The following is a 24,285-nucleotide window of genomic DNA, read 5'->3' on the forward strand; positions in this document are numbered from 1 at the left end:
ATGTGTGGAGAGTACAGATCTCCGCGCGGCAGCGGAAGATCGATTCCGGCGGCCGTGCGAGCGTGCGGACCGATCGAGAGGGCGGGCCCCCGCTATCGGCGATCCCGGGCGGTCAGGTTCTTCCCTGAGGGCTCCTCGCGGCGGTTCCTGTATTCGCTCGCGCCCACGGAGACCACGAGGCAGGCGCAGATGACCGCGAGCGACAGCCATACGGGGATCTTGTACACGTCCGCCAGGAGCATCTTCGCGCCGACGAACACGAGGATCGCCGCCAGGCCGTACCGCAGATAGCCGAACCGGTGCATGGCCCCGGCCAGCAGGAAGTACATCGCGCGCAGCCCCAGGATCGCGAACGCGTTGGAGGTGAAGACGAGGAACGGCTCGGAGGTGACGGCGAAGATCGCCGGAATCGAGTCTACCGCGAAGACGATGTCGCTGGTCTCCACCGCGACCAGGACGGCCAGCAGCGGCGTCGCGGCCCACCGGCGGCCCGGCCGCCCGTCCCGCCCGTCCGCGTCCTGCCGTACGAGGAACCGCTGGCCCTGGTAGGAGTCGGTGACGGGGATGAGCCGGCGCATCGCGCGCAGCACCGGGTTGCGGTCGGGGTGCACCTCGATCGCCGAATGCCTGGCCATCTTCACGCCGGTGTAGAGCAGGAACGCCCCGAAGACGTACAGGATCCAGTGGAAGCGGTCGAGCAGGACGGCGCCCGCGCCGATGAAGGCCGCACGGAAGACCAGCGCGCCGAGCACGCCGAAGAACAGCACGCGGTGCTGCAGTTCGCGGGGGACCGCGAAGAACGAGAACAGCAGCGCGATCACGAAGACGTTGTCGACGGCCAGGGACTTCTCGATGAGATAGCCGGCCAGGTACTCCCCACCGGCCTCCGGCCCCCAGGCGAGCCAGACCACGGCCCCGAAGCCGAGGCCCAGCGCGATCCACACCCCCGACCAGGCCAGCGCCTCGCGGACGCCCACCACGTGGGCCCGGCGATGGGCGAACAGGTCCACGGCGAGCATGGCGAGGATGACCGCCAGAACCGCGGCCCAGACCCACAGGGGCACAGACATCGTCAACCTCCTCACCGCCGCATGGGCGGGCTCGGCAGGCCGACGGTCTCCCCGTGCCACCGCCAGCGGTGACCCTCGCGCCGGGACGCCCTACGACGGCGGCCGTGATGACGACGCTGAGGAAGCCGGGTACTCCCCCTCGAACTGTGTTCAAGTATTCACGAAATCAGCTTCGTGCGTCAACCGCGGCCCCGAACAGTTCGAGGAGCTCGCCGATGTGCCGGTGCCGCTCGACCGGGTGGCGGAACGGGGCCAGCGGGTTGATCGTGTAGTGGTTGCGCCGCCCCACGCGCTCACGGCGCAGGTAGCCCGCCGCCTCCAGGTCGGAGACGATCGTCTGGGCCGCCCGCTCGGTGATCCCGACCGACTCGGCGACGTCCCGCAGCCGCGCGTCGGGATCGCGGCACAGCGCGAGCAGCACGTGCGCGTGGTTGGTGAGGAACGTCCAGCCGCCCGCGGGGGAGGAGGTGCTCATACCTCATTATGCGATGACGGATTCGCGAAACCCAGGTCGGCCCACCCCGCCGCCGTACCCGCCCAGGTCGCGGGGACAGGAGCGCGGCCGGCGAACCGGCGCCGAGCGCGGCCGTACGGGTGCTGCCCGGCCCGGCGAGGAGCACGTGCACACGAAGGAGTGAATCACTGATTGGGCAGAATGGGGCTTTCGGGATCTTCTGGGAGGCTTCACGTGACCATCGACGTCGGACGGGTGCGGGCGGACACGCCGGGATGCGAGCACGTCGTCCACCTCAACAACGCCGGTTCGTCCCTGCCGCCGCGGCAGGTGACCGACGCCGTGGTGGACCACCTGCGCCTGGAGGAGCGCGTCGGCGGCTACGAGGCGGCCGGCGCCGCCCTCGACCGGTCGGAGCGGACCTACGACGCGCTGGCCGAGCTCGTCGGCGCGGACCGCGACGAGATCGCCCTCGTCGAGAACGCCACCCGCGCCTGGGACATGGCCTTCTACTCCCTGCCGTGGAAGCCGGGCGACCGCATCCTCACCTCGCGCGCCGAGTACGCCAGCAACGCGATCGCCTTCCTGCAGACCGCCAGGCGGCACGATGTGCGGGTCGAGGTGGTGCCCGACGACGAGACCGGCGCCCTGTCCGTCGAGGCGCTGCGGGACATGATCGACGAGCGGGTCAAGCTGATCGCCGTCACCCACGTGCCGACCCAGGGCGGCCTGGTCAACCCGGCGGCGGAGATCGGCGCCGTGGCACGGGAGGCGGGGGTGACGTTCCTGCTGGACGCCTGCCAGTCGATCGGGCAGTTGCCGGTCGACGTCCGGGAGATCGGCTGCGACCTGTTGTCGGCGACCGGCCGCAAGTTCCTGCGCGGGCCCCGTGGCACCGGGTTCCTGTACTGCTCACGGCGGATGCTCGACCGCCTGGAGCCGCCGTTCCTCGACCTGCACGCCGCCACCTGGACCTCCGCGGACTCCTATGAGGTGCGCGGCGACGCCCGGCGGTTCGAGAACTGGGAGGGCTACGTGGCCGGCAAGATCGGTCTCGGCGTGGCGGCCGACTACGCGCTGAGCCTCGGGCTCGACGCCATCGAGGAGCGGGTGACCGGCCTCGCCGAGGCGCTGCGCGGGCGCCTGACCGCGATTCCCGGGGTGGCCGTGCACGACCGGGGCGCGCGGCGGTGCGGCATCGTGACGTTCACCGTGGACGGGCACGACAGCCGGGACGTGGCCGCCCGGCTGTCGGCCGCGAAGGTCAACGTCTCGGTGTCCGCGGCGTACTCCGCCCGATGGGACTTCGAGGCCCGGGCGCTGCCCTCGCTCGTGCGGTCCTCGGTGCACTACTACAACACCGAGGACGAGCTGGACCGGCTGTGCGAGGCCCTGCCCTCCGCGTGAGCTACAGACCCCAGTCGATGACCGGCCCCGCGGGCACGATGCGCAGCGGGTTGATCTTCGGGTGGGTGCCGTAGTAGTGCCGCTTGATGTGGGCGAAGTTCGTCGTGCCGCCGAAGGCCGGGTTCGCGTAGAGGTCGCGGGCGTAGCGCCAGAGGTTGGGGTAGTCGGCCAGGCGGCGGATGTTCGCCTTGAAGTGGGTCACGTAGACCGTGTCGAAGCGGGCCAGCGTGACCCACAGGCGGACGTCCGCCTCGGTGAGCCGGTCGCCGAACAGGTAGCGGCCGCCGCCCAGGCGCTCCTCGAGCTCGTCGAGCGCCGCGAACAACGTCGTCACGGCCGCGTCGTACGCCTCCTGGCTCTCGGCGAAGCCGCACTTGTACACGCCGTTGTTGACGTCGGCGTACACGCGCTCGTTGAGCGCGTCGATGTCGCCCCGCAGGTCCTCCGGGTAGAGGTCGATCCCCGGCCTGGCCCACCGCGCGAACGCCTGGCCGAGGTCGAGGCTGATGTCGGGGAAGTTGTTGCTGACGATCCGGCGGGTGCGCCGGTCCCACAGGACGGGCACCGACACGTGGCCGTCGTAGCCGGGCTCGGTCGCCTCGTACGCCTCCCGCAACAGCGTGAAGCCGTTCAGCTCGTCGGGGCCGTGGCCGGGGCCCTCGCGGAACGCCCACCCGCGCCCGTCGCGCACGGGATCGACGACGGACATCGACACCACGTCCTCCAGGCCGAGGAGCGCCCGGACGATGACCGAGCGGTGGGCCCACGGGCAGGCCAGGGACACGTACAGGTGATACCGGCCGGGCTCGGCGGGATATGCGCCGCTCCCGTCGGCCGTCACGCGGTCGCGGAAGCGGTACAGGGGCCGCTCGAACGACCCGTCCGGCCGGGTGGCCGCCTTGATCGCGTAGTCGCCGTAGGCCGCGAAGTCCACCGGACTCGCGACGGGGGCCGTTGTCGTCACACTGCCACCGTCCTCTCGTCTCCGACGAGACGAGGGTAACGGGAGCCGGTGACACGGCCGCCATGGCGTGGCGTCGACCGCCGGCGTCGACCGCCTCGGGACGTCAGTCCCGGGCCCGGGACGGCGGTGCCGCGCCTGCGCGCCGCGTGGCCGGCGCGGGGCGGGGCGCCGCCAGCCGGAGGCCGGAGTCCGGTCAGTGGGCCGGTCCCATGTGCGCCGGTCCCGTCGTGCGGAAGCCGCCGGGCTGCCCGCGCTCCATCATCCCGAACCGCATGGTCGCCAGGCCGAAGAGCAGGATGAGCGCGCCGACGACCACGTTGCTGATGATCGTCGCGGTGGTCGCCATGCCCCCGCGGATCACCCAGGGGGCGATGATGGTCCAGATACCGAGCAGCGGGGCGACCCAGGAGATTCCGTAGGTGCGCCCGAACGCCGAGCTGTACCCCATCGCCAGGAGCGCCACGGCGAGGCCCGTGATCAGGTTGTTCACGGCAAGCGGAGTTCGCGTGCCGCTGAATCCGACGATCCACGGCGAGAGCGCTAGATACAGGCCGCTCAGGAGCGTGAGACCGTCGGCGAGCTGCGCGGCGGGATTCGCCGCGGCGGCCTCGTAGCGAGCGCGCATCTGCATGATGTCGGGATGCGTCCCGATGTCGGCGCCGTGTGTCATACGTCACACCACCCTTCAGAGGTGTGTGCTGTAGTCCTTATTCCTAGCGTACGCCCGGTTCGTCACTTTTTCCCGTTTTGGTGGGATTGTGTTTGCGGGGTGTGAGCGGCGACACGTCGAGCGGCGTTTAGCCCCTTCACCAGCGGAAAGAGGGAGTTCGTCACCTTCTGGAACCGAGAGGAGCGTCCGGATGAGCACGGAGGACAAGTTCCGCAACAAGTCGGAAGAGGTCGCCGGCAAGGCCAAGGAGGGGCTCGGCAAGGTCACCGACGACGAGAGCCTGGAGGCCGAGGGTCGGGCCGACCAGTCCAAGAGTCACATGAAGCAGGCCGGCGAGAAGGTCAAGGACGCCGCCGGCAAGGTGAAGGACGCCTTCAAGGACTGACCCGCGCGGGGACGACGATCCCGCGGGAGGCGACAGGCCGCAAAGGGGCCCGGACGGACGGGCCGGTGGCCGTCGCCGGGGGACTCGCCGGGAGACTCGCCGGGGGACGAGGGGCCGCCGAGCCGGGCACGATCGCCCGGCGCTCCCGTCCCCCTTGATGGTGTGGAGAGCGGCCGGCTCCGCAAGGAGCCGGCTTCCGTGTTCACCGGGCCGTTCACCGACTGTTCACCTGGAGCAACGGTCGTCTCGGGGAGAGCCGTTGGTTCCGGGCCGGCGGCACCGGCCCGCGATGACGAAAGACGCCTGCCGTGTCAGGCCGCGTGCGGCAGCCGGACGCGGAAGGTCGACGTCACAAGAGTCTGGACGAGACGCACGAGCAGCGCCTCCAGGACCATGATGGCCGCCCGGGAGAGTACGGCGGCGAGGAACTCAGACACTTCACACCTCATTAGGACAAATCGGCTTCTAGGGAAGAGTGACGCATCAACCTCCCAAAACGGCGTAGTTAAGGTTACCGTTCGGTGAACGGTCGATGACCGTTGCGGATACGCGCCCTGATCATGCGTCCCCTGCCATGTCCCCGATCATGATTCGCCCCCCGTGTGGCCGTGGGGTTGCCCCGAGCCGCGCGACTCACGCGCCGGCCCCGCACCGCTCCCGTGCCCGTGGTCGCCTGCCCCGGTGGTCACCTGCCCTCTGGTCGCCGCATATCGCCCTCGCCCGCCGGGATGCCGCCCGCCGGGATGCCGCCGGCCGCGGATGCCGCCGGGCGCGCGCCTATCGCGCGGTGCCGCCGTTCGCGGACCCGCGCGAGGCGCCCCGCGTTACTTGGCGCCGGCCCTGGTGCGCCGGGCGGTGGTGGGGCCGGTGGTGGCGGGGGTCTTCGCCTCGCCCTTGGCCGTGCTGGTTCTCCTCCCGGCCGCCCGCCCTGTCGTCGGCGTCGCCGGCTCCTGCATGGCTCCGGCTCCGGTGGCGGCCGTCCCCGGTGTGGGAGCCCCGCGGGTCTCCCTCTGCGCGCCGCCGAGGGGCGACCAGCGCTGCTCGCGGCCCCTGGCGCGCTGGGCGATCATCGTTCCCGCGCCGATCGCCGCCGCCACCGGCCACTCCAGGATGCCGAGCGCGGCCAGCGCGCCGAGACCGCCGTAGTACATGATCCGCTCGGGCGGCGGAAGGAACGTGCGGGCGACGTCCATGGCGTGCCCGACGTCACGTCCGCTGATGTGCGGCATGCCCACGTGCGGCAGGTGCATCTCGGGCGCCCGTAGCTGGAGCCGCAGGAACGGCAGGTTCAGATCCAGCTGGGGCCGGTGCTCCTCCTTCATCTCCATGCCCGCGCCGGGGGGCGGAGCCGGAGTGGGCGTGGGTGTGGGCGGCGTGGTCGTCCGGGCGCGGGTCGTCCGGCCCCGGGCGGTCGTCGTGCCGGTCGTGGCCGTGCCGGCAGTCGTGCCTGCCGTGGTCGTGCCCGGCGTCGCCTCGGTCGTGGTCATGGATCCTCCCCGATGACGTGTCCCCGACGCGGATCTCTGCCCGACCCGCGAGAGCTTCGGGAAAATGACCTTTCTATCCTCTATCGAGCCCCCTGTGGTTGCTGGTGCTGATAGCGACTATTTGCCCACTTTTGCCGGTGCTTTCGTCTCCGTACGCCCCTGCGCGAGGATGGCGGGCATGACACGGATAGGGATCTTGCTGTTCGACCAGGTGGAGGAACTGGACGCCGTGGGCCCATGGGAGGTCTTCGGCGTGTGGGCGAAACTGTTCCCGGACGAGGCGGAGGTCGTCGCGTTCGCGCCGCGGGCGGGAGCCGTACGGGCGTCCAAGGGGCTGACGCTCCATGCCGACAGGTCGGCGGCCGACGTCGGTCACCTGGACGTCTTCCTGCATCCGGGCGGCGCCGGGACCCGTCCCCAGCTCAAGGACTCGGACCACCTCGCCTGGGTGCGGGACCTGCGCGGACGCGTGCCCCTGATGACCAGCGTCTGCACCGGGTCGCTCGTCCTCGCGGCGGCCGGGCTGCTGGCGGGCCGCCCGGCGACCACGCATTGGGGCGCCCTCGACCTGCTCGCCGAGCTGGACCCGACCATCGACGTCCGGCGGGAGGAGCGCTTCGTCGACGACGGCGACGTCGTCACCTCGTCCGGGGTGTCGGCGGGCATCGATATGGCGCTCCACCTGGTGGCACGGCTCGCGGGGGTCGAGCGGGCCCGCGAGGTGCGCCGGCACATGCAGTACGACCCCGAGCCCCCTGTGTGATCACCCGGCCGGACGAGCGCCCCCCGGCAGTGCCAGGGCATACGGCGTGCGGCGCGCGGCCTGTCACCAGGTCTGCTCGCCGGCGCGCACGAGGATCTCGTTGACGGCGACTCGACGGTCCCGGGTGACGATGTAGGAGACGGCGTCGGCGATGTCCTCCGGACGCAGCAACTCCATGTTCTCGATCTGACGCTCTACGGCCTGGCGCACGCCGTCGCGGAGGTGGGAGCTCAGTTCGGTGTCCACCGTGCCGGGCTCGACCACGCTCACCCGGAGGCCCTTCCGCACGACCTCCTGCCGCAGGGCTTCGGTGAACCCGTTGACGCCGAACTTCGTCAGGTTGTAGACGGCAGTCCCGGGCCGGGCGACCCGGCCTGCCGTGGAACTGATGTTGACCAGGTCCGCCACCTTCCGCGGGGAGTCCTCCGCGGCGCGGAGGAGGTGCGGCAGGGCGGCATGGGTGGTGTACAGCAGGCCCTGGACATTGACCGCGAGCATGTGATCCCACTCCTCGAGCGGGGATTCCGCGGCCTGCCCCACACCCATGAATCCGGCGTTGTTGACGAGGATGTCCAGGCGGCCGAGCGTGGTCACCACGCTTTCCACTGCCGCCGCGGCCTGCCGCCGGTCGGTGATGTCGGCCTCCACGACGAGGGCGGTGCCGCCGTCGGCCCGGACCTTGTCCGCGAGCTCCTCCAGCCTGCCGCGTCGCCGCCCGAGGACGGCGACGGCCGCGCCCTCCGCGGCGAGGCCGCGGGCGGTCGCCTCGCCGATTCCGCTGCCGGCGCCGGTCACCAGCGCCACCGTCTTCCGCAGTCGTCCGGTCATGTCGTCTTCCTCCAGATGTCGTGGTCGTGGCCTTCGCGGGCCCCGAGGTGTGGCCGTCTGCGGCTGCGGACCTCGAGAGAGCCCCGGCGGGTGCGTCGCCGCCGTGCCGCCGACGGCCGCTCGCGGAGAAGCCCGAAGCCGCGATAGCCTCGTATCCGGAACCGGTTCCGCTTGAACCATAACCGGAACTGGTTCCGGTTTCAAGCGTGAGAGAAAGGGCTGGGATTGGCCGACAACGGCGAGGACGGCTCCGCACGGCGGCACAGGCCGCTGCGAGCCGACGCGAAGCGCAACGAAGACCGTCTGCTCAAGGCCGCGGCAGCCGTCATCGCCCGCGACGGAGCCGACGCCTCGGTCAAGGACGTCGCCCGCGAGGCCGGCGTGGGTGTCGGCACGCTCTACCGCCGGTTCCCGTCCAAGGAACTGCTGATCGAGGCGGTGTACCGGCACGAAGTGCGGCTCCTGTGCGAGGCGGCGCCCGAGCTCGCGGCCTTGCTGCCCCCGGTGGACGCGCTACGGACGTGGATGGAGCGCTTCATCGACTTCATGGCCACCAAGCACGGCATGGCCGGCGCCCTCCGCGTGGTGCTGACCGACGACAGCGAGCGGCTGCAGACCCGCGCCGGCCTCGTCGAAGCAGTGGAACGCCTTCTCGCTGCCGGGAGGAGCCAAGGGGCCATGCAGGAACAGGCGAAGTCCCAGGACGTCCTGATGGCGCTCGGCGGCATCAGCTACATGGCCGGCACCGAGCAAGAGCCCGGCCTTGCCACGAGGCTCATCGACCTGCTCCTGCACGGCATCGTGACGAGCTGAACGGCACCTGGCCCGCGCCGCCCGGCGTCGCCACCGTGGTCGAGACCCTGGCCGGTGTCGATTCGAAAGAACGAAGCACTAACGGTCGAGGACGTGCAGCGCGCGGGAGCCGGTGCTGAGCAGCTCCGGCCCCTCCTCGCCGCACACGACCACGTCGGCCACCCGGGCGCCGAAGAGGTCGGGCAGGTAGATGGCGGGCTCCAGGCAGACGGCCATCCCGGCCTCGAATCTCTCCCCGGCCGCCAGCCAGGGCCCCTCCACCGGGCTCAGCCCGATGCCCCGGCCGGCCCGGGCGGCGGCGTAGTCGCCGTAGCCGCTGCCGTCGATGACCTCGCCGGCGATCGTCGCGGCCTCGGCGCACGCCACTCCGGGGCGTACGAGGTCGACGGCGGCCCGCTGCGCGGCGAGGACGACCGAGTACATGGCGTCGAAGTCCTCCGGCGGCTCGGCGACCGCGAAGACCCGGGCGACCTCGGCGCAGTAGCCGTTCCAGCGCCCGCCGACCGAGACGAGCAGCGCGTCACCGGGGTTGATCACCCGCTCGCACGGCTGGTGACGCGCGTCGGCGGAATGCTCGCCCGCCGCGACGAGCACGGAGGGCGCCCCCTCACAGCCCGTCTCGGCGAGCATCGCCCGCAGCCTGCGGGCCATCGCCAGCTCGGTGGCGCCGAACCACGCCAGCTCGCGGGCCGCGAGCAGCACGGCGTCGGCCGCCGCGGCGGCGTGCCGCATCGCGGTCACCTCGTCGGCCCGCTTGCGCAGGCGCAGCGGCGCGAGCACAGCCGAGGCCAGCACGAGCTCCGCGTCCAGGCGCAGCGCGAAAAGCTCGGCGGCGTGCATCTGCGGGTCCACCGCCACGCGGCGTGCCGTCGGGGGCACGAGGGCCGCCGCCTGCGCGGGGTCGCCGGCCGGGGTGGGCGGCCCGTCGAGCGACACCACGAGATAGCTCTCGTCGCCCGCGCCCGACAGCGGGGCCGCTCGCAGGTACCGGAAGTCCGGGGAGGGCCGCAGCACGAGGGCGTCGATGCCCGCTCCGGCCATTCCGGCGCGTACGTCCTCCAGCATGAGGGGGTCGATCATGACGGGGAGGACGGCTCCGGCTCGTGGAGCCAGCAGGCCACCGGCCCGAACTGCGCCGATCCACCCAAGGGCTCCCGCTCCCGGCACACGTCCATGACGAACGGGCAGCGGGGGTGGAACCGGCAGCCCGCCGGGGGATCGGCGGGGTCGGGCACGTCCCCGGGCAACTCGGCGGGCAGCACTCCGGCGCCGTCGGGAGAGGGGATCGCGGCGAGCAGCGCCCGTGTGTACGGGTGCTTCGGGTCGGCCCACACCTCCGCGGTCGGCCCGGTCTCCACGACCTTGCCGAGGTACATGACCGCGATCCGGTCGGCGATCAGCCGCACGACGGACAGGTCGTGGCTGATGAACAGCAGGCCCGCGCCCGACTCCACGGCGAGGTCGCGCATCAGCCGGGCCACCTGCGCCTGGGCGGAGGCGTCCAGGGCGGAGATGGGCTCGTCCCCGATCAGCAGCGACGGCCGGGCGGCGAGCGCCCGCGCGATGGCGACGCGCTGCCGCTGCCCCCCGGAGAACTCGTGCGGGTATCGGCCGGCGAACGCGCGCGGCAGCCCGACCCGTTCGAGCAGGTCGGCGGGGCTGGTCGCGGTGTCGCCCGCCGTCCGCAGCCCGTCGGCGATCTGCGCGCCCACGCGGCGGCGGGGGTTCAGCGAGGAGTACGGATCCTGGAACACCATCTGCACGCCGGTCAGCGCGGGGTCCCTGCGGCGCAGCCCGAGGGGCGTCACGGGGTGCCCGCCGACGAGGATCCGTCCGGAGGCCGCGCCGTGCAGCCCGCACACCGCCCGGGCCAGGGTGGACTTGCCGCATCCCGACTCGCCGACCAAACCGACGACCTCGCCGGCGGCGACGTGCAGGCCGGCCCCGGCCACGGCCCTCACGACCGGGCGGCCCGGCGTGCGGTGCTCCACGACCAGGTCCTCCACGGACAACAGGGGCCCTGTCAGAGGCATGGTCATGGCGAGTTCTCCCCAGGAGGCACGGGCAGGGCGTCGAGCAGCGATCGGGTGTAGGGGTGGCGCGGCTCGCGCAGCACCTGGCCGCGAGGGCCGGTCTCCACGACCAGCCCGTCCTTCATCACGCTCACCTCGTCGGCGACCGCCGACATCACACCGAGGTCGTGGGTGACGAGGAGGACGGCGAGGCCGAGGTCGTCGCACAGGCCGCGCAGCAGGCGGAGGATCCCGGCCTGCACGGTCACGTCGAGCGCGGTCGTCGGCTCGTCGGCGATGAGCACCTCGGGCTCGCAGGCCAGCGCGACGGCGATGGCGATCCGCTGCCGCATGCCGCCGGAGAACTGGTGCGGGTAGCGCTTCAGCGCCTCCTCGGGGCCCGGGATGCGCACCTTGGCGAGCAGGCCCGCGGCCCGCTCGCGCGCTTCCTTCCTGCCGATGCCGAGGTGGTGGCGCATGTGCTCGGTGAGCTGCCGCTCGACCGTCAGCATCGGGTGCAGGCTGGTCGCCGGGTCCTGGAAGACCATGGCGATCTTCGCGCCGCGCACCTCGTTGAGCTCGCGGACCGGCATCTCCAGCAGGTCACGGCCGCCGAAGGCGATTCGTCCCGACGCGCGGGAGCCGTGGGGGAGCAGGCCGAGCACCGCGAGACCCGTCATGGTCTTTCCCGAGCCGCTCTCGCCGGCGAGGCCGTGCACGCGTCCCGCCTCAAGGGCCAGGTCGACGCCGTGCAGGACGTCGTGGCCGCCGATCGAGACCCGCAGCCCCTCGATCGTCAACGCCGCCGTCTTCTGTGCGGCCGTCACAGCGCACGCTCCTTGATCGCCCCGGCGGTACGCGGGTCGAGCGCGTCGCGCAGCGTGTCGCCGAGGAAGTTGAACGCGAGGACGACCGTCAGGATGGCGAGCCCGGGGAACGTCGCGACCCACCAACTGTCGAAGACGTCCACTCCGGCGGCGACCATCGCGCCCCACTCGGGCGACGGCGGCTTCGCGCCGAGCCCGAGGAACGACAGGCCCGACAGCAGCAGCAGCGCGGTGCCGATGTCGAGGGTGGCGAGCACCAGGACGGGCCCGGTGACGTTCGGCAGCACGTCCACCCGCAGCGACCGCCAGGCGGAAAAGCCCAGCAGCCGGCCGCTCAGCACGAACTCCCGCTCCCGTACGCCGAGCACGAGGCCGCGGGTCACCCGGGCGTACGCCGGCCAGGCGACGACGAGCACGGCGAGCACCGCGTTGCCGAGGCTCGCGCCGAGGGCGGCGGCGACGACCATCGCGAGGATGACGGTGGGGAAGGCGAACACGAGGTCGGCCAGGCGCATGATCGTCTCGTCCACCCACCGGCCGAAATACCCGGCGCAGGCGCCGAGCAGGCCGCCGACCGCCACCGACAGCGCCACGAGCAGCAGCGTGAGCGGGATGGACACCCGCGCGCCGTACATGATCCGGCTGAGGATGTCGCGGCCGAGCTGGTCGGTGCCGAGCCAGTGGCCCGGGCCGGGCGGCGCGAGCCGGGGCAGCTCCTGCGCCAGCGGGTCGTGCGGCGCGAGCACCGGCGCGGCCAGCGCGACCACGATCCAGGCCAGCGCGACGACGGTGCCGACGACCGCCAGCGGCCGCCGCCACGCCTGCGGGAGCCGGCTCACGCGGCTGCGCGCGAACAGGCCGGCGCGCTTCATGAGACCCTCACCCTCGGGTCGATGACGCCGTACAGCACGTCGACGACCAGGTTGATGACGAGGTAGACCACGCCCACCACGAGACCGACGCCCATGACGGCGGGCAGGTCGAGGGTGGTGGCGCTCCTGTAGGCGTACTGACCGACCCCCGGCCAGGCGAAGACGGCCTCCACCAGCACGGTGCCGGACAGCAGGCTGCCGAACGCCAGGCCGGCGACGGTGATGACGGGCACCAGCGCCGGGCGCAGGACATACCGGAACAGCACCACGCGGCCGGGCAGGCCCTTGGCGCGAGCGGCGCGTACGTAGTCCTGCCCGAGCACCTCCAGCACCGCCGAGCGGGTGAACCGCGTCAGCAGGCCGATCGTGTAGAGGGCCAGCACGAGCGCCGGCGCGGCCAGGTGGCCGACGGCGGAGGAGAGCACGTCCCAGCGTCCCGACAGCAGGGCGTCGACCGTGTAGAGGCCGGTGACCTGCGGCGGCGGGGTCATCCCGGGATCGATGCGGCCGCTGCCCGGGGTGATCTGCAACCGGAAGAAGAACACGTAGAACGCCACCAGCGCGAGCCAGAACGTCGGCACCGAGATGCCGACCAGGCTCAGCACCCGCAGCACGTGGTCGGAGAGCCGGTCCCGGCGCAGCGCCGCGACCACCCCGAACCCGACGCCGAGGACCAGCGAGACGAGGATGGCGGCCCCGGCCAGCTCCAGCGTGGCCGGCACGGACTCGGCGAGGTCGTCCAGCACCGGGCGGTGGCTCTGCTGGCTCGTCCCGAGGTCGCCGTGCAGGAGCCCTTCGAGGTGCATCAGGTATTGCTGCGGCAGCGGCCGGTCGAGGCCGTGGTCGGTGCGCCACTGGGCCACGATCGCCGGGTCGCCGAGCGCCCGCTGGCCGAGGTTGGCCGCCACCGGGTCACCCGGCACCAGGTTGGTCAGCACGAAGGTGACCAGCGTGATCCCCACCGCCAGCAGCAGCGCCGTGACGATCCGCCGCACCAGGAACCGGGCGAGCGGGCTGCGCACCGCCCGGTTCCCCGTACGGCGTCTACTTGGCGCCGAGGTCGGCGACATTGATCGTCCACACGGGGTGGTACTCCACGCCGGTGACGGACGCCGCCGTCACGATGTTCTGGCCCGGCTGGATCAGCGGCATGAACGGACCGGTCGCGTTGAGCTTCTGCTGGAAGTCGGTGTACGCCTGCTTGCGGTCGTCGTCGGTCACCGCGGCGCCGGCCTTGTCGGCCGCGGCCTCGACGTCCTTGTCCGCGCCCGCCTTCCATCCGGCCCGCAGGCCGACCAGCTTGCCCGGGGCGAACGACAGGTAGTTGCTGGGGTCGGGGAAGTCGGGGCCCCAGTACCACAGGCCCAGCTCCTCCTTGCCGTTGCGGTAGTTGTCCAGCGCGGTGGTGACCGGAGCGGGGGTCAGCTCGACCGTGATGCCGACGTCCTTGAGGTTGGCCTGGATGCGCTCGGCCAGCGGCTGGAACGACAGGCCGTTCACGGTCAGCTCGCTGGGGTACTCCAGCTTGACCGTGGGGGCGGTCACGCCGCTCTCCGCCAGCGCCGCCTTGGCGCCCTCGACGTCGCGCTTGGCCGCCTGGTCGGCCGGCAGCGCGCCGAGGAACATCGACGGGATGATGCCCGACGCCTGCGTCGAGCCCTCGCCGGCCAGCTCCAGCAGGCCCTGGTAGTCGATGCCCTTGCGCACGGCTTCGACGAACTTGGGGTTGGAGGTGACCTTGCTGACGCCCGAGTCCTGGTTGGCGAGCAGGAAGAACACGTACGCCGAGGCGGTCCGCTTGACCTGCAGGCCGCCGGAGATGCCGGCCACCTGGTCGCCGGACAGGTTCAGCGCCACCTGGCTGTCGCCGCGCTGCACGTTGAGCTTCTGCGTGGCCGACTCGACGTTGCGGATGACGACCTTGTCGTAGTAGGGCTTCTTCGCGCCCCAGTACTGCGCGTTCGCCTTCAGCACGACCTGGCTGCTCACGTTGAAGGACTCGATCGTGTACGGCCCGGAGCCCGCCGAGGCGGAGTTCAGGTACTGCTCGGCCTTGTCGTTCGGGTCGTTCGTCGCGCCGTGCTCCTTGGCCGCCTTCGAGTTGAGGATGCCGAGGGCCGGGTTCGGCAGGATGTACGGAAGCGCCGGGTTCGGGGTCTTCGACGTCAGCGTGATGGTCGTGTCGTCGGTCTTGGCGATCTCCACGTCGTCGAGCAGGAACGACGGCGTGCCCTTCATGTCGCGCACGCGGGTGAGGGAGAACACCACGTCGTCGGCCGTCACCGGGGAGCCGTCGGCGAACTTGGCGCCCTGCCGGAGCTTGAGCGTGAGCTCCTTGCCGTCGGACGACAGTTCGTACGACTCGGCGAGCGACGGCACCGGCTTGGTGACGTCGGAGCCGTCGAACGTGAGAAGCGTGTCGTAGGTCGCCTTGTCGACGATCAGGCCGGTCGGCTCGTAGGTCCGCCCCGGGTCCGCCGTCTTGAGGTCGAACGAGGTGTCGATCACGAGCGTCTTGCCCGCGGCGCCGCTTGGGGTGCTGCTGGACGAGCCGCCGCCGGAGCAGGCCGCGAGGGCGAGGGCGCCGGTGAGCGCAACCGGGAGCAGGCCGGCCCTCACCTGCCACGAACGGGTCGTCATTATGTGTCCTCCGAAAACAGGCCAACTCTTGGCCGTATGGACGTTTGGTCGCCGATCGTCCAGGATTGTCCGGCAGAAAGTCCAGCTCGTGCGGCCAAGCCGAGACGAATCTCCCGTGGAGGAACAACCAGTGACCGAAATGTCAAGCAACTCGGGGTCCGGGGGCGGCGCCACTGGACGGATCGGCATCGGCCTGGAGCTGGACGCCACCCATCTGAAGATCCTCGAGGTGCTCAGGGACAACGGGCGCGTCTCGGTGTCCGCCCTCGCAGAGCGGGTGGGGATCTCCCGGGCCAACGCCTACACGCGTTTCGAGGCGCTGCGCGCCGACGGCGTGATCAGGCGCTTCACGGCCGAGATCGACCACCAGCGGGCCGGCCTCGGCATCGTCGCGCTGATCTTCGTGACCGTGCGCCAGCAGATGTGGCCGCAGTTCCGCGCCCAGCTCGCGCAGATGCCGGAGGTGGAGTACTGCGCCATCACCACCGGGCAGCACGACGCCATGATCCAGGTGAGGATGGCCGACGTGGCCGAGGTGCACGCGATGGTCACAGAACGCCTGGCCAACATCCCGGCCGTCAAGGCCACCGAGACCGTCTTCATCCTCGACGAGGTGCTCAGGCGGCCGTACGTGCTGCCGAGCGACAGGGAGCGGGACCGGGGCCGCGGCGTCCCGCGGCGGCCCGCCCCCTCGGCCTCGTCGGAGCCCGAACAGGGACAGGGACAGGGGCTGCCGCTCGGCAAGATGCGCTTCGTCGGCGCGGCCGAGGGCCGCGCCGCGCTGCGCGATGCGACGTAGGAGGGACGAATCAGGAGACCACTTCGGCGCAGACGCTGACGTGGGTGGCGTCGTCGCCCTCGAACTGGAACTCCTCCACCAGGCGCAGCCGGCCGTCCTCGGCCGTCTCGACGCGGCTGGTGCTCCGGCCGCTCGCGCGTTCGCCGGTCTTCAGCAGATGGACGTAGGACAGCTCGATGCGGTCGGCGTCCCGGGTGCCGACGAACCGCCCGTGGATGACGGTGTCGCCCGTGTAGTGCCCCCAGATGACGCCGCCCGACTCCTCGTACGCGAACTCGGTGGGCGCGTCGGCGTCCACCGTGCCGGCCGTGGAGCTGATCATGACGAAGCGGCGGCCGTTGAGCAGGTCTGTGTCGTTCACGAGTCCGCATCGTGCCGAACCGAACGAGATTCGCAACCCGCTCTGGACGTTCCGCTCACCGGACCCCGGCCGGGCGGGTGATCCGTCCAGATCACTCGCCGTGGCCGGGCCCGATCGTGAACAGGTGTCAGCGGCCGACGATCTCGGCGAGGGCGGCGAGCGCCGCGCCCCGGGCGCCGGCCATGTCGAGGTCCTCGACCAGCGTCACCGTGGCCACCCGCCGCTGCTCCTCGCGCAGCAGGGTGTGCTCGCGGACCTTCTCCAGGAACCACTCGCGGAAGTGCGGGGCCGCCTCGACCACCCCGCCGCCCAGGAAGTACGCGTCCGGGTCGGTGAAGTTGGCCGCGACGGTGAACAGCCTGCCGATGGCCATGGCCTGCTGCTCGAAGACCTTGAGCGCGAGCGGGTCGCCGTTCTCGCCGTAACCGCGCAGCAGCTTGGCGGCCTTCCCGGCGGGCTCGACCCCGTGGAGCTCGTGGCCGGGGAAGCGGGTCAGCCAGTAGGGCAGCAGGTTCTTCTCGATGCCGGTCAGCGAGGCGACGCTCTCGGCGTCCCCGACGAAGCCGCAGTTGCACTCGGGCAGCGGCTGGCCGTCCTCCAGCAGGCCCTGCAGGGGGATGTGGACGTGCCCGAGCTCGCCGGCCATTCCGGCGGCGCCCTTCACCACGTGTCCCGACTGGATGACGCCGCCGCCGAGGCCGGTGCCGACGATCGCCGAGACCGACGAGTGCTGCCAGGCGTCCGGCCCGAAGCGTACGTGGTGGGAGTAGAGGGCCGCGGCGTTGCCGTCGTTGTTGTAGACGACCGGCAGCCCCAGCCGGGACTCCAGGGCTCCGCGGAAGTCGAAGCCGAACCAGCCCGGGTCGACGAAGTTGGTCGCGCCCTTCGAGGAGATCACGCCGTCGGCGCTGGCCGGGCCAGGGGTGTCCAGGCCCACCGCGCGCACGGTGGAGCGCGGTGTGCCGGTCAGTTCCAGCACGTTGTCGAGGGCGAGCAGAAGCTGCTCGACCGCGACCTCAGGACCCTCCCGTACGAGGCTGGGGGTCTCGACCATCCGGTCCACGAGGAACCGCCCTGAGGCGTCGAGAACGGTCGCGTTGTTGCTTGTGCCGCCGTTGTCGAGCCCGACGACGACCCAGGACCCTGCATCTGCCATTGGGGGTTGTCCTTTGCGTTCGCGCGTGTCAGTGCGAAGACTACGAGAGTCGGGCGCTCGGGGGCACCGGCCGGGGCCGGACAGGCGGGGCGCGTGCCGTGCGCGGGTGCGCAGGGGCCCGGGGGCGAGGGCGCGCCCGGGGTGCCCACGGTGAAAGATTCAGTTCGCGCCGCCGCCCGCGCCCGGCCGTCTCCGGCCCATGTCGTGCCCGTGAGCTGCGCGGGCGTCGTCGCCGCTCGGGCGCGACCGGCCCGGGAGCGGCGGCGTCCGTTGACCCGTTCCGCGACCCGGAGAAAACATCTGCGTCCGGGGGCCGCAGCGTCGCGACCCATCTGTCCCAGTGGCCGCGGCCCCGAGCGGGAGCGCCTGACCTCGCCTGTCCATGCTCGTTCCGGCAGGAGGGCGGGACGCCCGAGCCGGGTGGCGTGCCGTACGAGCAGATGCGCAGAAATCGAGGTACGCATGAAGCAGTTCCGTTCCGTCCGAGGGCATCGCCCCGCCGCCCGAGGCCTGCCGGGCTCTCCGGCGGCGCGCCTGGTCGCGGCCCTGGCCGCGCTGGTCGCCGGCCTCGTGGTCGTGCTGGTGCCCGGCCCCGCGACCGCGGCTCCCGTCTGCAAGGTGGACTACACGACCAACCAGTGGCCGGGCGGCTTCACCGCGTCGGTGCGGCTCACCAACCTCGGCTCGGCGGTCAGCGGATGGACGCTGCGCTGGACGGCGGGCGCCGGCCAGCAGATCACCAACGCCTGGAGCGCCCAGGTCAGCCAGTCGGGCACGACCGTGACCGCGACCAACGTCGGCTGGAACGGCTCGCTGGCCACGGGCGGCACCACCGACTTCGGGTTCCAGGGCACCTGGTCGGGCAGCCTCACGACGCCGTCCGACTGGTCGCTGAACGGCGTGCCGTGCGGCGGCACTTCCTCTCCCTCGCCGTCGCCGACCCCGTCGCCGACGGTGGACCACTCGCCGTCGCCGTCCCCTTCGCCCTCGGTGTCGCCTTCCTCATCACCGTCCCCTTCGCCTTCACCGTCCGCTTCGCCTTCGCCGTCCCCCTCGCCCAGTCCTTCGGTGACGCCGTCGCCGTCCGGCTGCTCGGGGACCGGACTGGTCGTCTGCTCCGGCTTCGAGGACCAGTCGGGCACGCCGTCGGGTGAGTGGCAGGTGACCACCCCGAACTGCTCGGGCACCGGCACCGCCACGATCGACACCGCCACCGTGCACAGCGGCGGCAGGTCGCTGCGGATCAACGGCGGCGGCAACTACTGCAACCACATCTTCGCCGCGACCACCAAGAACGTCTCCGCCGTCTCGCCCGTCGTGTACGGGCGCATGTGGGTGCGCCACACGACCGCGCTCCCGGCGGGCCACGTCGCGATGATCACGATGGCGGACTCCAGGGACGGCGGCAAGGACCTGCGCATCGGCGGCCAGAACGGCGCGCTGCAGTGGAACCGGGAGTCCGACGACGCCACGCTGCCCGAGCAGAGCCCCTCCGGCGTCGCGCTGAGCGCCCCGCTGCCCGTCAACCGCTGGGTCTGCCTGCGCTTCCAGATCGACACCACGCAGCAGGCGATGCGTACGTACCTGGACGACCAGGAGATCGCCGGCCTGCGGGTGGACGGCACGCCGACCACCGACGTGGACGCCCAGTGGCTGCGCCGCTCCACCGCGCCGCGGCCCACGACGTTCCGCCTCGGATGGGAGAGTTACGGCGGCGACTCGGACACCATCTGGTACGACGACGTGGCGCTGGGGTCGAGCCCGATCGGCTGCTGATCACCGAGCCCCAGGGGTAAGTAGCCGGGTGTCCGCCAAGTGCGGTCAGGCTCGACCGTGGTCCCGTTTCGTCCGGCGCCCGGCCTCCCGTGGGAGGCCGGGCGCCGTATCCGAGGGGAGAGGGACATGACCGACGTGCAGCACCCGGTGCCCGAACTGATGAAGGAAGGCGACGTCGTCGACCTGCTCGTCCACCAGCACGGGCTGATCAGGGACATGTTCGACGAGGTGGAGCACGCCGCGCCGGGCACGCGCCACGAGCCGTTCCGGCGGCTGGTGCGCATGCTGGCCGTCCACGAGACGGCGGAGGAGGAGATCGTCCACCCCTACACCCGACTGCGGGTGGACGGGGGAGCGGGCGTGGTGGCCGACCGGCTCAAGGAGGAGCGCGAGGCCAAGGAGATGCTCCGCAGGCTGGACGAGATGGGCCCGGAGCATCTCGGCTTCATGCCCGAGCTGAACACGCTGCGGATGGCCGTGCTCACGCACGCGCGGGCCGAGGAGCGCTACGAGTTCACCAGGCTCCGGGCCGAGACGACGGCGGCCGAGCGGCGGGCGATGGCGCTCGGCGTCCGGGCCGCCCTGGCGATGGCCCCGACCCGTCCGCACCCGGGGGTGGAGTCGATGACGAGGAACCTGCTGCTGGGCCCGCCCGCGGCGATCATGGATCGGGCGCGCGACCTGATCCGGCAGGCGCTGCGCAGGTAGGGACATGATCCCCGACCCGGGTCCGTACGCGTACGCGCGGGCCCGGGCCGGGGGCCGTCCTCAGTGGGTGCGCAGGCTGTAAAGGGGGTGGGTGCCCTCGGTCTCCAGGCGGTACTCGTCGCCCGACCTGGCGCGGTTCTCGTCGATGACGCGCTCGCTGGACGGTTCCTCCCCGCCCATGAGCTGCTCCTGCCAGCGCTGGAACCGCTCGTGGGCCTCCTGGACATACCCGGTGCCCAGGGTCGTGTAGTCGATCTGGGTGGCGATCAGCTCGCGCAGGTACTCCTTGTTCGGCTCGAATGTCACCGGCTTCGGCAACTCCCGGGCCACCAGCTGCTCCGGGTCGCGCCCGTCGTGCTGGCGGAACATGTCCGCGGCGATCCGCAGGTGCTCCAGCTCCATGTTCAGATGCAGCTCCCAGATCGCCCTGATCCTCGGGTCGGACTCGGTCTCCATGAACGAGTGGTACAGGTAGCACTCGTTGTACTCGTGGTTGAGCCACTGCTCCCACCACGACTCACCCGGATCGAGCAGCGACTCGTAGTGCGTGACGTGCTCTTCCTCGATGAGCCCGATCTCCTGGTAGAGCTGTCGCGCGATCGGCTCCATGTACATCGGGCCGACGTTCATGTAGAAGTTCATCGTCTGCTGCTCGGCGGACATGATGGTCAACGCGTGCAGTTTGGAGATCGCCTGCGTCGTCTCCCGGTTGTAGTGCTCGCGGACGTTGTCGGCCGGGTGGCGGTGGTGCATCTTCGTCGGCCGGCCCGGCATCACCTCGGTCAGCTGGTCGACGATCTTCTCGGCCTTGCGGTGCTCGATCATCTCGTACAGGTTGGCGTACCGGTACAGGTGGTCGAAGTCCTCCAGCACGCCGAACTGGTAGGCCTGCTTGAGATAGGGATCGGGCTCCATCCGGGCCACCCAGGCGGTCAGATCCACCGCCACCTGCTCGTAGGCGAGGGTCGTCTCCAACACCGAGGCCACTCCCGGCAGCAGCCAGTTGACCGCCTTCTGCTGCTGGGCCTCGATGTAGCGCACCTCCGCCAGGCGCTGCCGCACCTCCAGGTCGGGGCAGCGCCTGGCGAAATGATGGCTGAACATGATCGCTTCGATCTCGATGCCGTTCATCGTGATGATCCGGCACCGGGTGTAGGGATCGGCGCGGTCGGGATCGATCGGCGTGACATTCAGCTCGCGCCAGTTGCGCAGCTGCCGATCCAGAGGTATCCCCCGCTCCTGCAGCGGATTGAACGTCATCTCGGTGCTCCTCCCCACGATTGGCGCTGGGCGTACCCAAAGCGTGGAATGCGACAAACGTGGACATTCGGAGGCTTTGACCGGGATTGTCATCCGGTGGCGTGGGGTCCCTCAGCCGCTGGACGCCGTCTCGGAGTGCGGGTCGCCGACCTTCTTCGACTGCGGTGAGCCCCGCTCGCGCAGGAAGATCGCCAACAGGACCATGGAGGCGACCGCCAGGAACTCCGACTGCCAGTTCTGCAGGGTGCGGTTCCAGAAGTCGGGGGAGGTCACGTAGCCGCCCCAGCTGGCCGGGTCCTCCAACTGGGCGAGCTGCTCGTTGTTGTACGCCGCGAGGCCGGCGACCGACTGGGCCAGCCAGGACAGCAGGAAGAGCAGGCCCATCGCGATGCCCAGGGAGTGACTGAAGACCGTCCGCCGCCAGCCGTCCGCCGCCGCCCAGGCGGGGGAGCCGGGGGCGGCGTGCGGGCCGACCTTCTGCTCGGCATCGGACTCCAGGCCCTCCTCGCCTCTCTTCTTCGACTCCGGCGAGCCGCGCTGGATCAGCCAGACCGTGATGAGGATGTAGAGGAAGAACTGCAGGTACTCCGACTGCCAGTTCTCGGCGACGTCGACCGCGAAGCTCGACGAGGTGACGTACTCGGCCCACGTGACGGAGGAGCCGCCGTTGGCCGCCTGCTCCTCGTTGAAGGCCGCCGCGCCCGCGACCGACTGCCCGGCCAGGGTGGCCAGGAACAGCAGCAGGAAGCACAGCGCGAGCGCGTTGTCCCTGACCAGACGCTTCAACGCCGCTACCTCCCCGCCAGGCCGACGACGATCACGTACGCGAGGACCAGCGCGATCGTGACCAGCAGCACCGCGTAGAGCGTGCGCGCACCGTTCACGTGTTCACCTCGCATTCGTACGGCTGCTCCGGACGGGGCTCGCAGCCCGCGGCCCGCACCCGCCAGCCGTCGGGGAACCGGTGCAGGAAGAGCGTGTCGCCGTCCACCCGTACGCGCGCCTCGTCGCCCCAGACGTCGACACCGCGTACCGCGCCCGCCCGCAGCCCGACCGACACGATCTGTTTCTCGCAGTCGTCCAGCGATCGCGCGGCCTCGGGGGCCAGGAGAAGGCACGCCTGTCCTCCCCGGCCTTCCCCTGCCGCGGACAGGAACCGCTCCGCCGTCGAGGTGACCGAGGTGCCCTCCGCCGAGGCGCACCCTGTGGTGATCAGTGCGGTGGCGACCAGCGCGAGGCAGACGACCGCCGTTGCTCGTATGCCCATGGACCGCGACTACCCGGGGGGCGGAAGTGAAACCTGAGCAGAGTTTTCGTCGGCGATATGGGATTAATCACCCGTCGCGCGTAAAATGGGCGAGGCCGGAAGCGGTCCGGATAGGCTCGTCTCACCAGCGGAGGTGGGACCCTTGCACGACTTCCAGGTGTCGGTGGCGCAGTCGCCTCCCTTCACTCTAGTCACCCTCAGCGGCGAACTCGATGTGATCACGGTCCCCCGGCTGCGTGAGAAGGTGGCCCCCCTCCTGGCCTGTCCCGCGACGCGCATCCTGTTCGACGTGGAGAAACTGCGGTTCATCGACAGCGCCGGCATGAGGGTGCTCATCGACGCCTGTGTCCGCACGCCGCCGAAGGACGGCGACGGCGCCGTCTGCGGGATGAGCCCGCAGATGCGCCACCTGTTCTCGCTGCTCGGCCTGATCTCGCGGCTCACCGTGTATCCGACCCGCGCCGACGCGTTGAGCCATCCGGCGGCCATGCCCTCTGACGCGGCCCACACTGACACGGCCCACACCGACACGGCCCGGATGAACTGACCGGCCGGCGCGAATCCGGCTCCTCACATGATCGTCTGCCACCAGCCGTCCACCGGCGGCGGGTCGTCGAGCGTGACGCGCTCGCCCGGCCGCGGCACCACGAGGCGCACGTCGCGTGCCTTGGCCTCCCGCCACAGCTGGTCGATCGGGTCGTTCCAGGCGTGCGGGGCGAGTGAGAACGTGCCCCAGTGCACCGGCAGCAGCACCCGGGCGCGTACGTCGAGGTGGGTGAGGATCGCCTCCTCGGGCGTCATGTGGATGTCCGGCCAGCCCTTGCTGTAGGCGCCGATCTGGATCACCGACAGGTCGAACGGCCCGTAGGTCTCGCCGATCGCGGCGTACCCGTCGAAGTAGCCGGAGTCGCCGGTGTAGAAGACCCGCCGGCGCTCGCCCGCGACCACCCACGAGGCCCAGAGCGTCTGGTCCCGGCGGAACCCGCGGCCGGAGAAGTGACGGCCGGGGGTCGCCACGAACCGGAGGCCGGACACCGTGGCCTCCTCGTTCCAGTCGAGCTCGATGATCCGGGACGCGGGCACCCGCCACCGTTCGAGATGGGCGCCGACCCCGAGCGGCACCAGGAACGGCGCGGACTGCGTGCGGGCCAGCAGGCGCACCGTGTCCATGTCGAGGTGGTCGTAGTGGTCGTGCGAGATGACGATCGCGTCGAGCTCGGGCAACTGGTACAGGGGCACCGGCGGGGGGTGCAGACGGCGCGGCCCGGTGAACGACGCCGGGGAGCAACGCTCGCTCCACACCGGGTCGAGCAGCACCCGCCGCCCCTCGATCTCGATCAGCGCCGAGGAGTGGCCATACCAGACGGCGTCGAGGTCGCCGCCCTGGGACGGACCGGGAGTCATCAGGGGAACGGGCAGGCGGGGCTTGCGCTGCGTCCGGCGGAGGAACTCGCGGGCGACCTGCTGCCTGGTCCCCGGCGGGAGGATGGGACTGGGCGTCGTGTTGCGGAACGCGCCGTCACGGAACTGTTTCGAGCGCCGCACCCGACTCGCCCGCTCGCCTGACGGCCGCGCCCCTAAGGCGGCGGGGACGTTCCGCACCGCCCACACCGCCGCCGCCAGGGCGGCCGCGCCCGCGACGAGCCCCACGCGACGGCCCAGGTCACTACTTCTCAAACCACCGGTCTTCAACGGCAATCTCCTTGCTGGGTTCTGCCGATCAGACTAGGCAATCTCCGGGCCGGTCGCGCTGACGGCGCCTTGCC

At 71.3% G+C, this 24,285-nt stretch carries 27 protein-coding genes; 8 read left to right on the forward strand and 19 right to left on the reverse strand.

What is annotated here, in order from left to right:
• Positions 1–92: 92 nt before the first annotated feature.
• Both HHX35_RS31005 and HHX35_RS31010 read right to left on the reverse strand, forming a co-directional pair.
• Positions 93–1,070, reverse strand: coding sequence for a TerC family protein (locus HHX35_RS31005; protein ID WP_182902214.1), 978 nt, complete (start codon positions 1,068–1,070; stop codon positions 93–95).
• A gap of 166 nt (positions 1,071–1,236) precedes the next feature.
• A complete protein-coding gene (locus tag HHX35_RS31010) occupies positions 1,237–1,545 on the reverse strand; it encodes a winged helix-turn-helix domain-containing protein (protein WP_182902215.1) in 309 nt (102 codons plus the stop codon).
• A 213-nt stretch (positions 1,546–1,758) separates the two neighbouring features.
• Between HHX35_RS31010 and HHX35_RS31015 the strand changes: the two genes are divergently transcribed.
• The gene (locus HHX35_RS31015) at positions 1,759–2,931 is read left to right on the forward strand and encodes an aminotransferase class V-fold PLP-dependent enzyme (protein WP_310739415.1); all 1,173 of its coding nucleotides are present in this window, start codon (positions 1,759–1,761) and stop codon (positions 2,929–2,931) included.
• A 1-nt stretch (position 2,932) separates the two neighbouring features.
• Here HHX35_RS31015 and HHX35_RS31020 read toward each other — a convergent pair whose 3' ends face one another.
• Together HHX35_RS31020 and HHX35_RS31025 are read right to left on the reverse strand one after the other, a co-directional pair.
• A complete protein-coding gene (locus HHX35_RS31020; RefSeq protein WP_182902216.1) occupies positions 2,933–3,895 on the reverse strand; it encodes a glutathione S-transferase family protein in 963 nt (320 codons plus the stop codon).
• A gap of 193 nt (positions 3,896–4,088) precedes the next feature.
• Positions 4,089–4,565: an SPW repeat protein gene (locus tag HHX35_RS31025; protein WP_182902217.1), complete on the reverse strand. Its 477-nt coding sequence runs from the start codon at positions 4,563–4,565 to the stop codon at positions 4,089–4,091.
• 190 nt (positions 4,566–4,755) lie between these two features.
• On the opposite strand from HHX35_RS31025, the gene HHX35_RS31030 reads away from it, so the two are divergent.
• Positions 4,756–4,950 (forward strand): CsbD family protein, encoded by a 195-nt coding sequence (locus HHX35_RS31030; RefSeq protein WP_030506614.1) that lies wholly within the window; start codon positions 4,756–4,758, stop codon positions 4,948–4,950.
• Positions 4,951–5,261: 311 nt separating this feature from the next.
• Here the strand turns inward: HHX35_RS31030 and HHX35_RS43910 are convergent, their stop codons facing one another.
• Positions 5,262–5,387, reverse strand: coding sequence for a hypothetical protein (locus tag HHX35_RS43910; RefSeq protein ID WP_259405563.1), 126 nt, complete (start codon positions 5,385–5,387; stop codon positions 5,262–5,264).
• 387 nt (positions 5,388–5,774) lie between these two features.
• Complete coding sequence (locus HHX35_RS31035) at positions 5,775–6,437, reverse strand: hypothetical protein (RefSeq protein WP_182902218.1); 663 nt, start codon at positions 6,435–6,437, stop codon at positions 5,775–5,777.
• Between the two features lie 178 nt (positions 6,438–6,615).
• Between HHX35_RS31035 and HHX35_RS31040 the strand changes: the two genes are divergently transcribed.
• The gene (locus HHX35_RS31040) at positions 6,616–7,200 is read left to right on the forward strand and encodes a DJ-1/PfpI family protein (protein ID WP_182902219.1); all 585 of its coding nucleotides are present in this window, start codon (positions 6,616–6,618) and stop codon (positions 7,198–7,200) included.
• A gap of 63 nt (positions 7,201–7,263) precedes the next feature.
• Here HHX35_RS31040 and HHX35_RS31045 read toward each other — a convergent pair whose 3' ends face one another.
• The gene (locus tag HHX35_RS31045; RefSeq protein ID WP_182902220.1) at positions 7,264–8,028 is read right to left on the reverse strand and encodes an SDR family NAD(P)-dependent oxidoreductase; all 765 of its coding nucleotides are present in this window, start codon (positions 8,026–8,028) and stop codon (positions 7,264–7,266) included.
• A gap of 225 nt (positions 8,029–8,253) precedes the next feature.
• Here HHX35_RS31045 and HHX35_RS31050 point away from each other — a divergent pair, with 225 nt between their 5' ends.
• Complete coding sequence (locus HHX35_RS31050) at positions 8,254–8,841, forward strand: TetR/AcrR family transcriptional regulator (protein ID WP_220506105.1); 588 nt, start codon at positions 8,254–8,256, stop codon at positions 8,839–8,841.
• 78 nt (positions 8,842–8,919) lie between these two features.
• Here HHX35_RS31050 and HHX35_RS31055 read toward each other — a convergent pair whose 3' ends face one another.
• Genes HHX35_RS31055 through HHX35_RS31080 form a run of 6 tightly spaced genes read right to left on the reverse strand, consistent with a single transcriptional unit; the run spans position 8,920 to position 15,192 of the window.
• Entirely contained in the window at positions 8,920–9,921 is a 1,002-nt protein-coding gene (locus HHX35_RS31055; protein ID WP_259405564.1) for a Xaa-Pro peptidase family protein, read from the reverse strand.
• On the reverse strand, positions 9,918–10,880 hold the full coding sequence (locus HHX35_RS31060) for an ABC transporter ATP-binding protein (protein WP_182902221.1): 963 nt from the start codon (positions 10,878–10,880) through the stop codon (positions 9,918–9,920). Before HHX35_RS31060 ends, HHX35_RS31055 begins: the two co-directional genes overlap by 4 nt.
• Positions 10,877–11,680 carry an ABC transporter ATP-binding protein gene (locus HHX35_RS31065; protein WP_182902222.1) on the reverse strand — a complete coding sequence of 268 codons (804 nt, stop codon included), beginning with the start codon at positions 11,678–11,680 and terminating at the stop codon, positions 10,877–10,879. The genes HHX35_RS31060 and HHX35_RS31065 overlap by 4 nt, the downstream gene beginning before the upstream one ends.
• On the reverse strand, positions 11,677–12,552 hold the full coding sequence (locus HHX35_RS31070; RefSeq protein WP_182902223.1) for an ABC transporter permease: 876 nt from the start codon (positions 12,550–12,552) through the stop codon (positions 11,677–11,679). Before HHX35_RS31070 ends, HHX35_RS31065 begins: the two co-directional genes overlap by 4 nt.
• The gene (locus HHX35_RS31075; protein ID WP_310739416.1) at positions 12,549–13,574 is read right to left on the reverse strand and encodes an ABC transporter permease; all 1,026 of its coding nucleotides are present in this window, start codon (positions 13,572–13,574) and stop codon (positions 12,549–12,551) included. Before HHX35_RS31075 ends, HHX35_RS31070 begins: the two co-directional genes overlap by 4 nt.
• A 22-nt stretch (positions 13,575–13,596) precedes the next feature.
• On the reverse strand, positions 13,597–15,192 hold the full coding sequence (locus HHX35_RS31080) for an ABC transporter substrate-binding protein (protein WP_182902225.1): 1,596 nt from the start codon (positions 15,190–15,192) through the stop codon (positions 13,597–13,599).
• Between the two features lie 139 nt (positions 15,193–15,331).
• On the opposite strand from HHX35_RS31080, the gene HHX35_RS31085 reads away from it, so the two are divergent.
• Entirely contained in the window at positions 15,332–15,991 is a 660-nt protein-coding gene (locus HHX35_RS31085) for an Lrp/AsnC family transcriptional regulator (protein ID WP_220506129.1), read from the forward strand.
• 10 nt (positions 15,992–16,001) lie between these two features.
• Here HHX35_RS31085 and HHX35_RS31090 read toward each other — a convergent pair whose 3' ends face one another.
• Together HHX35_RS31090 and HHX35_RS31095 are read right to left on the reverse strand one after the other, a co-directional pair.
• Entirely contained in the window at positions 16,002–16,352 is a 351-nt protein-coding gene (locus HHX35_RS31090) for a hypothetical protein (RefSeq protein ID WP_310739417.1), read from the reverse strand.
• A 127-nt stretch (positions 16,353–16,479) separates the two neighbouring features.
• Positions 16,480–17,508 (reverse strand): ROK family protein, encoded by a 1,029-nt coding sequence (locus HHX35_RS31095; protein ID WP_182902227.1) that lies wholly within the window; start codon positions 17,506–17,508, stop codon positions 16,480–16,482.
• Positions 17,509–17,970: 462 nt separating this feature from the next.
• Between HHX35_RS31095 and HHX35_RS31100 the strand changes: the two genes are divergently transcribed.
• Positions 17,971–19,284, forward strand: coding sequence for a cellulose-binding domain-containing protein (locus HHX35_RS31100; RefSeq protein ID WP_182902228.1), 1,314 nt, complete (start codon positions 17,971–17,973; stop codon positions 19,282–19,284).
• Positions 19,285–19,410: 126 nt separating this feature from the next.
• Complete coding sequence (locus HHX35_RS31105; protein ID WP_182902229.1) at positions 19,411–19,992, forward strand: hemerythrin domain-containing protein; 582 nt, start codon at positions 19,411–19,413, stop codon at positions 19,990–19,992.
• A gap of 60 nt (positions 19,993–20,052) precedes the next feature.
• On the opposite strand, the gene HHX35_RS31110 is transcribed toward HHX35_RS31105, so the two are convergent.
• The 3 genes from HHX35_RS31110 to HHX35_RS31120 all read right to left on the reverse strand — a co-directional run bounded on the left by HHX35_RS31110 (position 20,053) and on the right by HHX35_RS31120 (position 22,519).
• A complete protein-coding gene (locus HHX35_RS31110) occupies positions 20,053–21,252 on the reverse strand; it encodes a hypothetical protein (RefSeq protein ID WP_182902230.1) in 1,200 nt (399 codons plus the stop codon).
• Between the two features lie 111 nt (positions 21,253–21,363).
• Complete coding sequence (locus tag HHX35_RS31115; RefSeq protein ID WP_182902231.1) at positions 21,364–22,038, reverse strand: DUF6766 family protein; 675 nt, start codon at positions 22,036–22,038, stop codon at positions 21,364–21,366.
• Positions 22,039–22,132: 94 nt separating this feature from the next.
• Complete coding sequence (locus tag HHX35_RS31120) at positions 22,133–22,519, reverse strand: hypothetical protein (protein WP_182902232.1); 387 nt, start codon at positions 22,517–22,519, stop codon at positions 22,133–22,135.
• A gap of 142 nt (positions 22,520–22,661) precedes the next feature.
• Here HHX35_RS31120 and HHX35_RS31125 point away from each other — a divergent pair, with 142 nt between their 5' ends.
• On the forward strand, positions 22,662–23,066 hold the full coding sequence (locus tag HHX35_RS31125) for an STAS domain-containing protein (protein ID WP_182902233.1): 405 nt from the start codon (positions 22,662–22,664) through the stop codon (positions 23,064–23,066).
• 23 nt (positions 23,067–23,089) lie between these two features.
• Here HHX35_RS31125 and HHX35_RS31130 read toward each other — a convergent pair whose 3' ends face one another.
• Complete coding sequence (locus HHX35_RS31130) at positions 23,090–24,196, reverse strand: MBL fold metallo-hydrolase (RefSeq protein ID WP_220506106.1); 1,107 nt, start codon at positions 24,194–24,196, stop codon at positions 23,090–23,092.
• Positions 24,197–24,285 lie beyond the last annotated feature (89 nt).

It is taken from the genome of Microbispora sp. H10830 (assembly GCF_014161375.1).
Classification (GTDB): Bacteria; Actinomycetota; Actinomycetes; order Streptosporangiales; family Streptosporangiaceae; genus Microbispora; species Microbispora catharanthi.

What these genes read in the sequence shown, in the direction of transcription:
- HHX35_RS31120 (WP_182902232.1), bottom strand. Translation starts at nt 22,519, where the DNA reads ATGGGCATACGAGCAACGGCGGTCGTCTGCCTCGCGCTGGTCGCCACC.
- HHX35_RS31095 (WP_182902227.1), bottom strand. Translation starts at nt 17,508, where the DNA reads ATGGCAGATGCAGGGTCCTGGGTCGTCGTCGGGCTCGACAACGGCGGC.
- HHX35_RS31030 (WP_030506614.1), top strand. Translation starts at nt 4,756, where the DNA reads ATGAGCACGGAGGACAAGTTCCGCAACAAGTCGGAAGAGGTCGCCGGC.
- HHX35_RS31070 (WP_182902223.1), bottom strand. Translation starts at nt 12,552, where the DNA reads ATGAAGCGCGCCGGCCTGTTCGCGCGCAGCCGCGTGAGCCGGCTCCCG.
- HHX35_RS31105 (WP_182902229.1), top strand. Translation starts at nt 19,411, where the DNA reads ATGACCGACGTGCAGCACCCGGTGCCCGAACTGATGAAGGAAGGCGAC.
- HHX35_RS31045 (WP_182902220.1), bottom strand. Translation starts at nt 8,028, where the DNA reads ATGACCGGACGACTGCGGAAGACGGTGGCGCTGGTGACCGGCGCCGGC.
- HHX35_RS31085 (WP_220506129.1), top strand. Translation starts at nt 15,332, where the DNA reads ATGTCAAGCAACTCGGGGTCCGGGGGCGGCGCCACTGGACGGATCGGC.
- HHX35_RS31035 (WP_182902218.1), bottom strand. Translation starts at nt 6,437, where the DNA reads ATGACCACGACCGAGGCGACGCCGGGCACGACCACGGCAGGCACGACT.
- HHX35_RS31040 (WP_182902219.1), top strand. Translation starts at nt 6,616, where the DNA reads ATGACACGGATAGGGATCTTGCTGTTCGACCAGGTGGAGGAACTGGAC.
- HHX35_RS31060 (WP_182902221.1), bottom strand. Translation starts at nt 10,880, where the DNA reads ATGACCATGCCTCTGACAGGGCCCCTGTTGTCCGTGGAGGACCTGGTC.
- HHX35_RS31005 (WP_182902214.1), bottom strand. Translation starts at nt 1,070, where the DNA reads ATGTCTGTGCCCCTGTGGGTCTGGGCCGCGGTTCTGGCGGTCATCCTC.
- HHX35_RS31055 (WP_259405564.1), bottom strand. Translation starts at nt 9,921, where the DNA reads ATGATCGACCCCCTCATGCTGGAGGACGTACGCGCCGGAATGGCCGGA.
- HHX35_RS31025 (WP_182902217.1), bottom strand. Translation starts at nt 4,565, where the DNA reads ATGACACACGGCGCCGACATCGGGACGCATCCCGACATCATGCAGATG.
- HHX35_RS31110 (WP_182902230.1), bottom strand. Translation starts at nt 21,252, where the DNA reads ATGACGTTCAATCCGCTGCAGGAGCGGGGGATACCTCTGGATCGGCAG.
- HHX35_RS31080 (WP_182902225.1), bottom strand. Translation starts at nt 15,192, where the DNA reads ATGACGACCCGTTCGTGGCAGGTGAGGGCCGGCCTGCTCCCGGTTGCG.
- HHX35_RS31100 (WP_182902228.1), top strand. Translation starts at nt 17,971, where the DNA reads ATGAAGCAGTTCCGTTCCGTCCGAGGGCATCGCCCCGCCGCCCGAGGC.
- HHX35_RS31010 (WP_182902215.1), bottom strand. Translation starts at nt 1,545, where the DNA reads ATGAGCACCTCCTCCCCCGCGGGCGGCTGGACGTTCCTCACCAACCAC.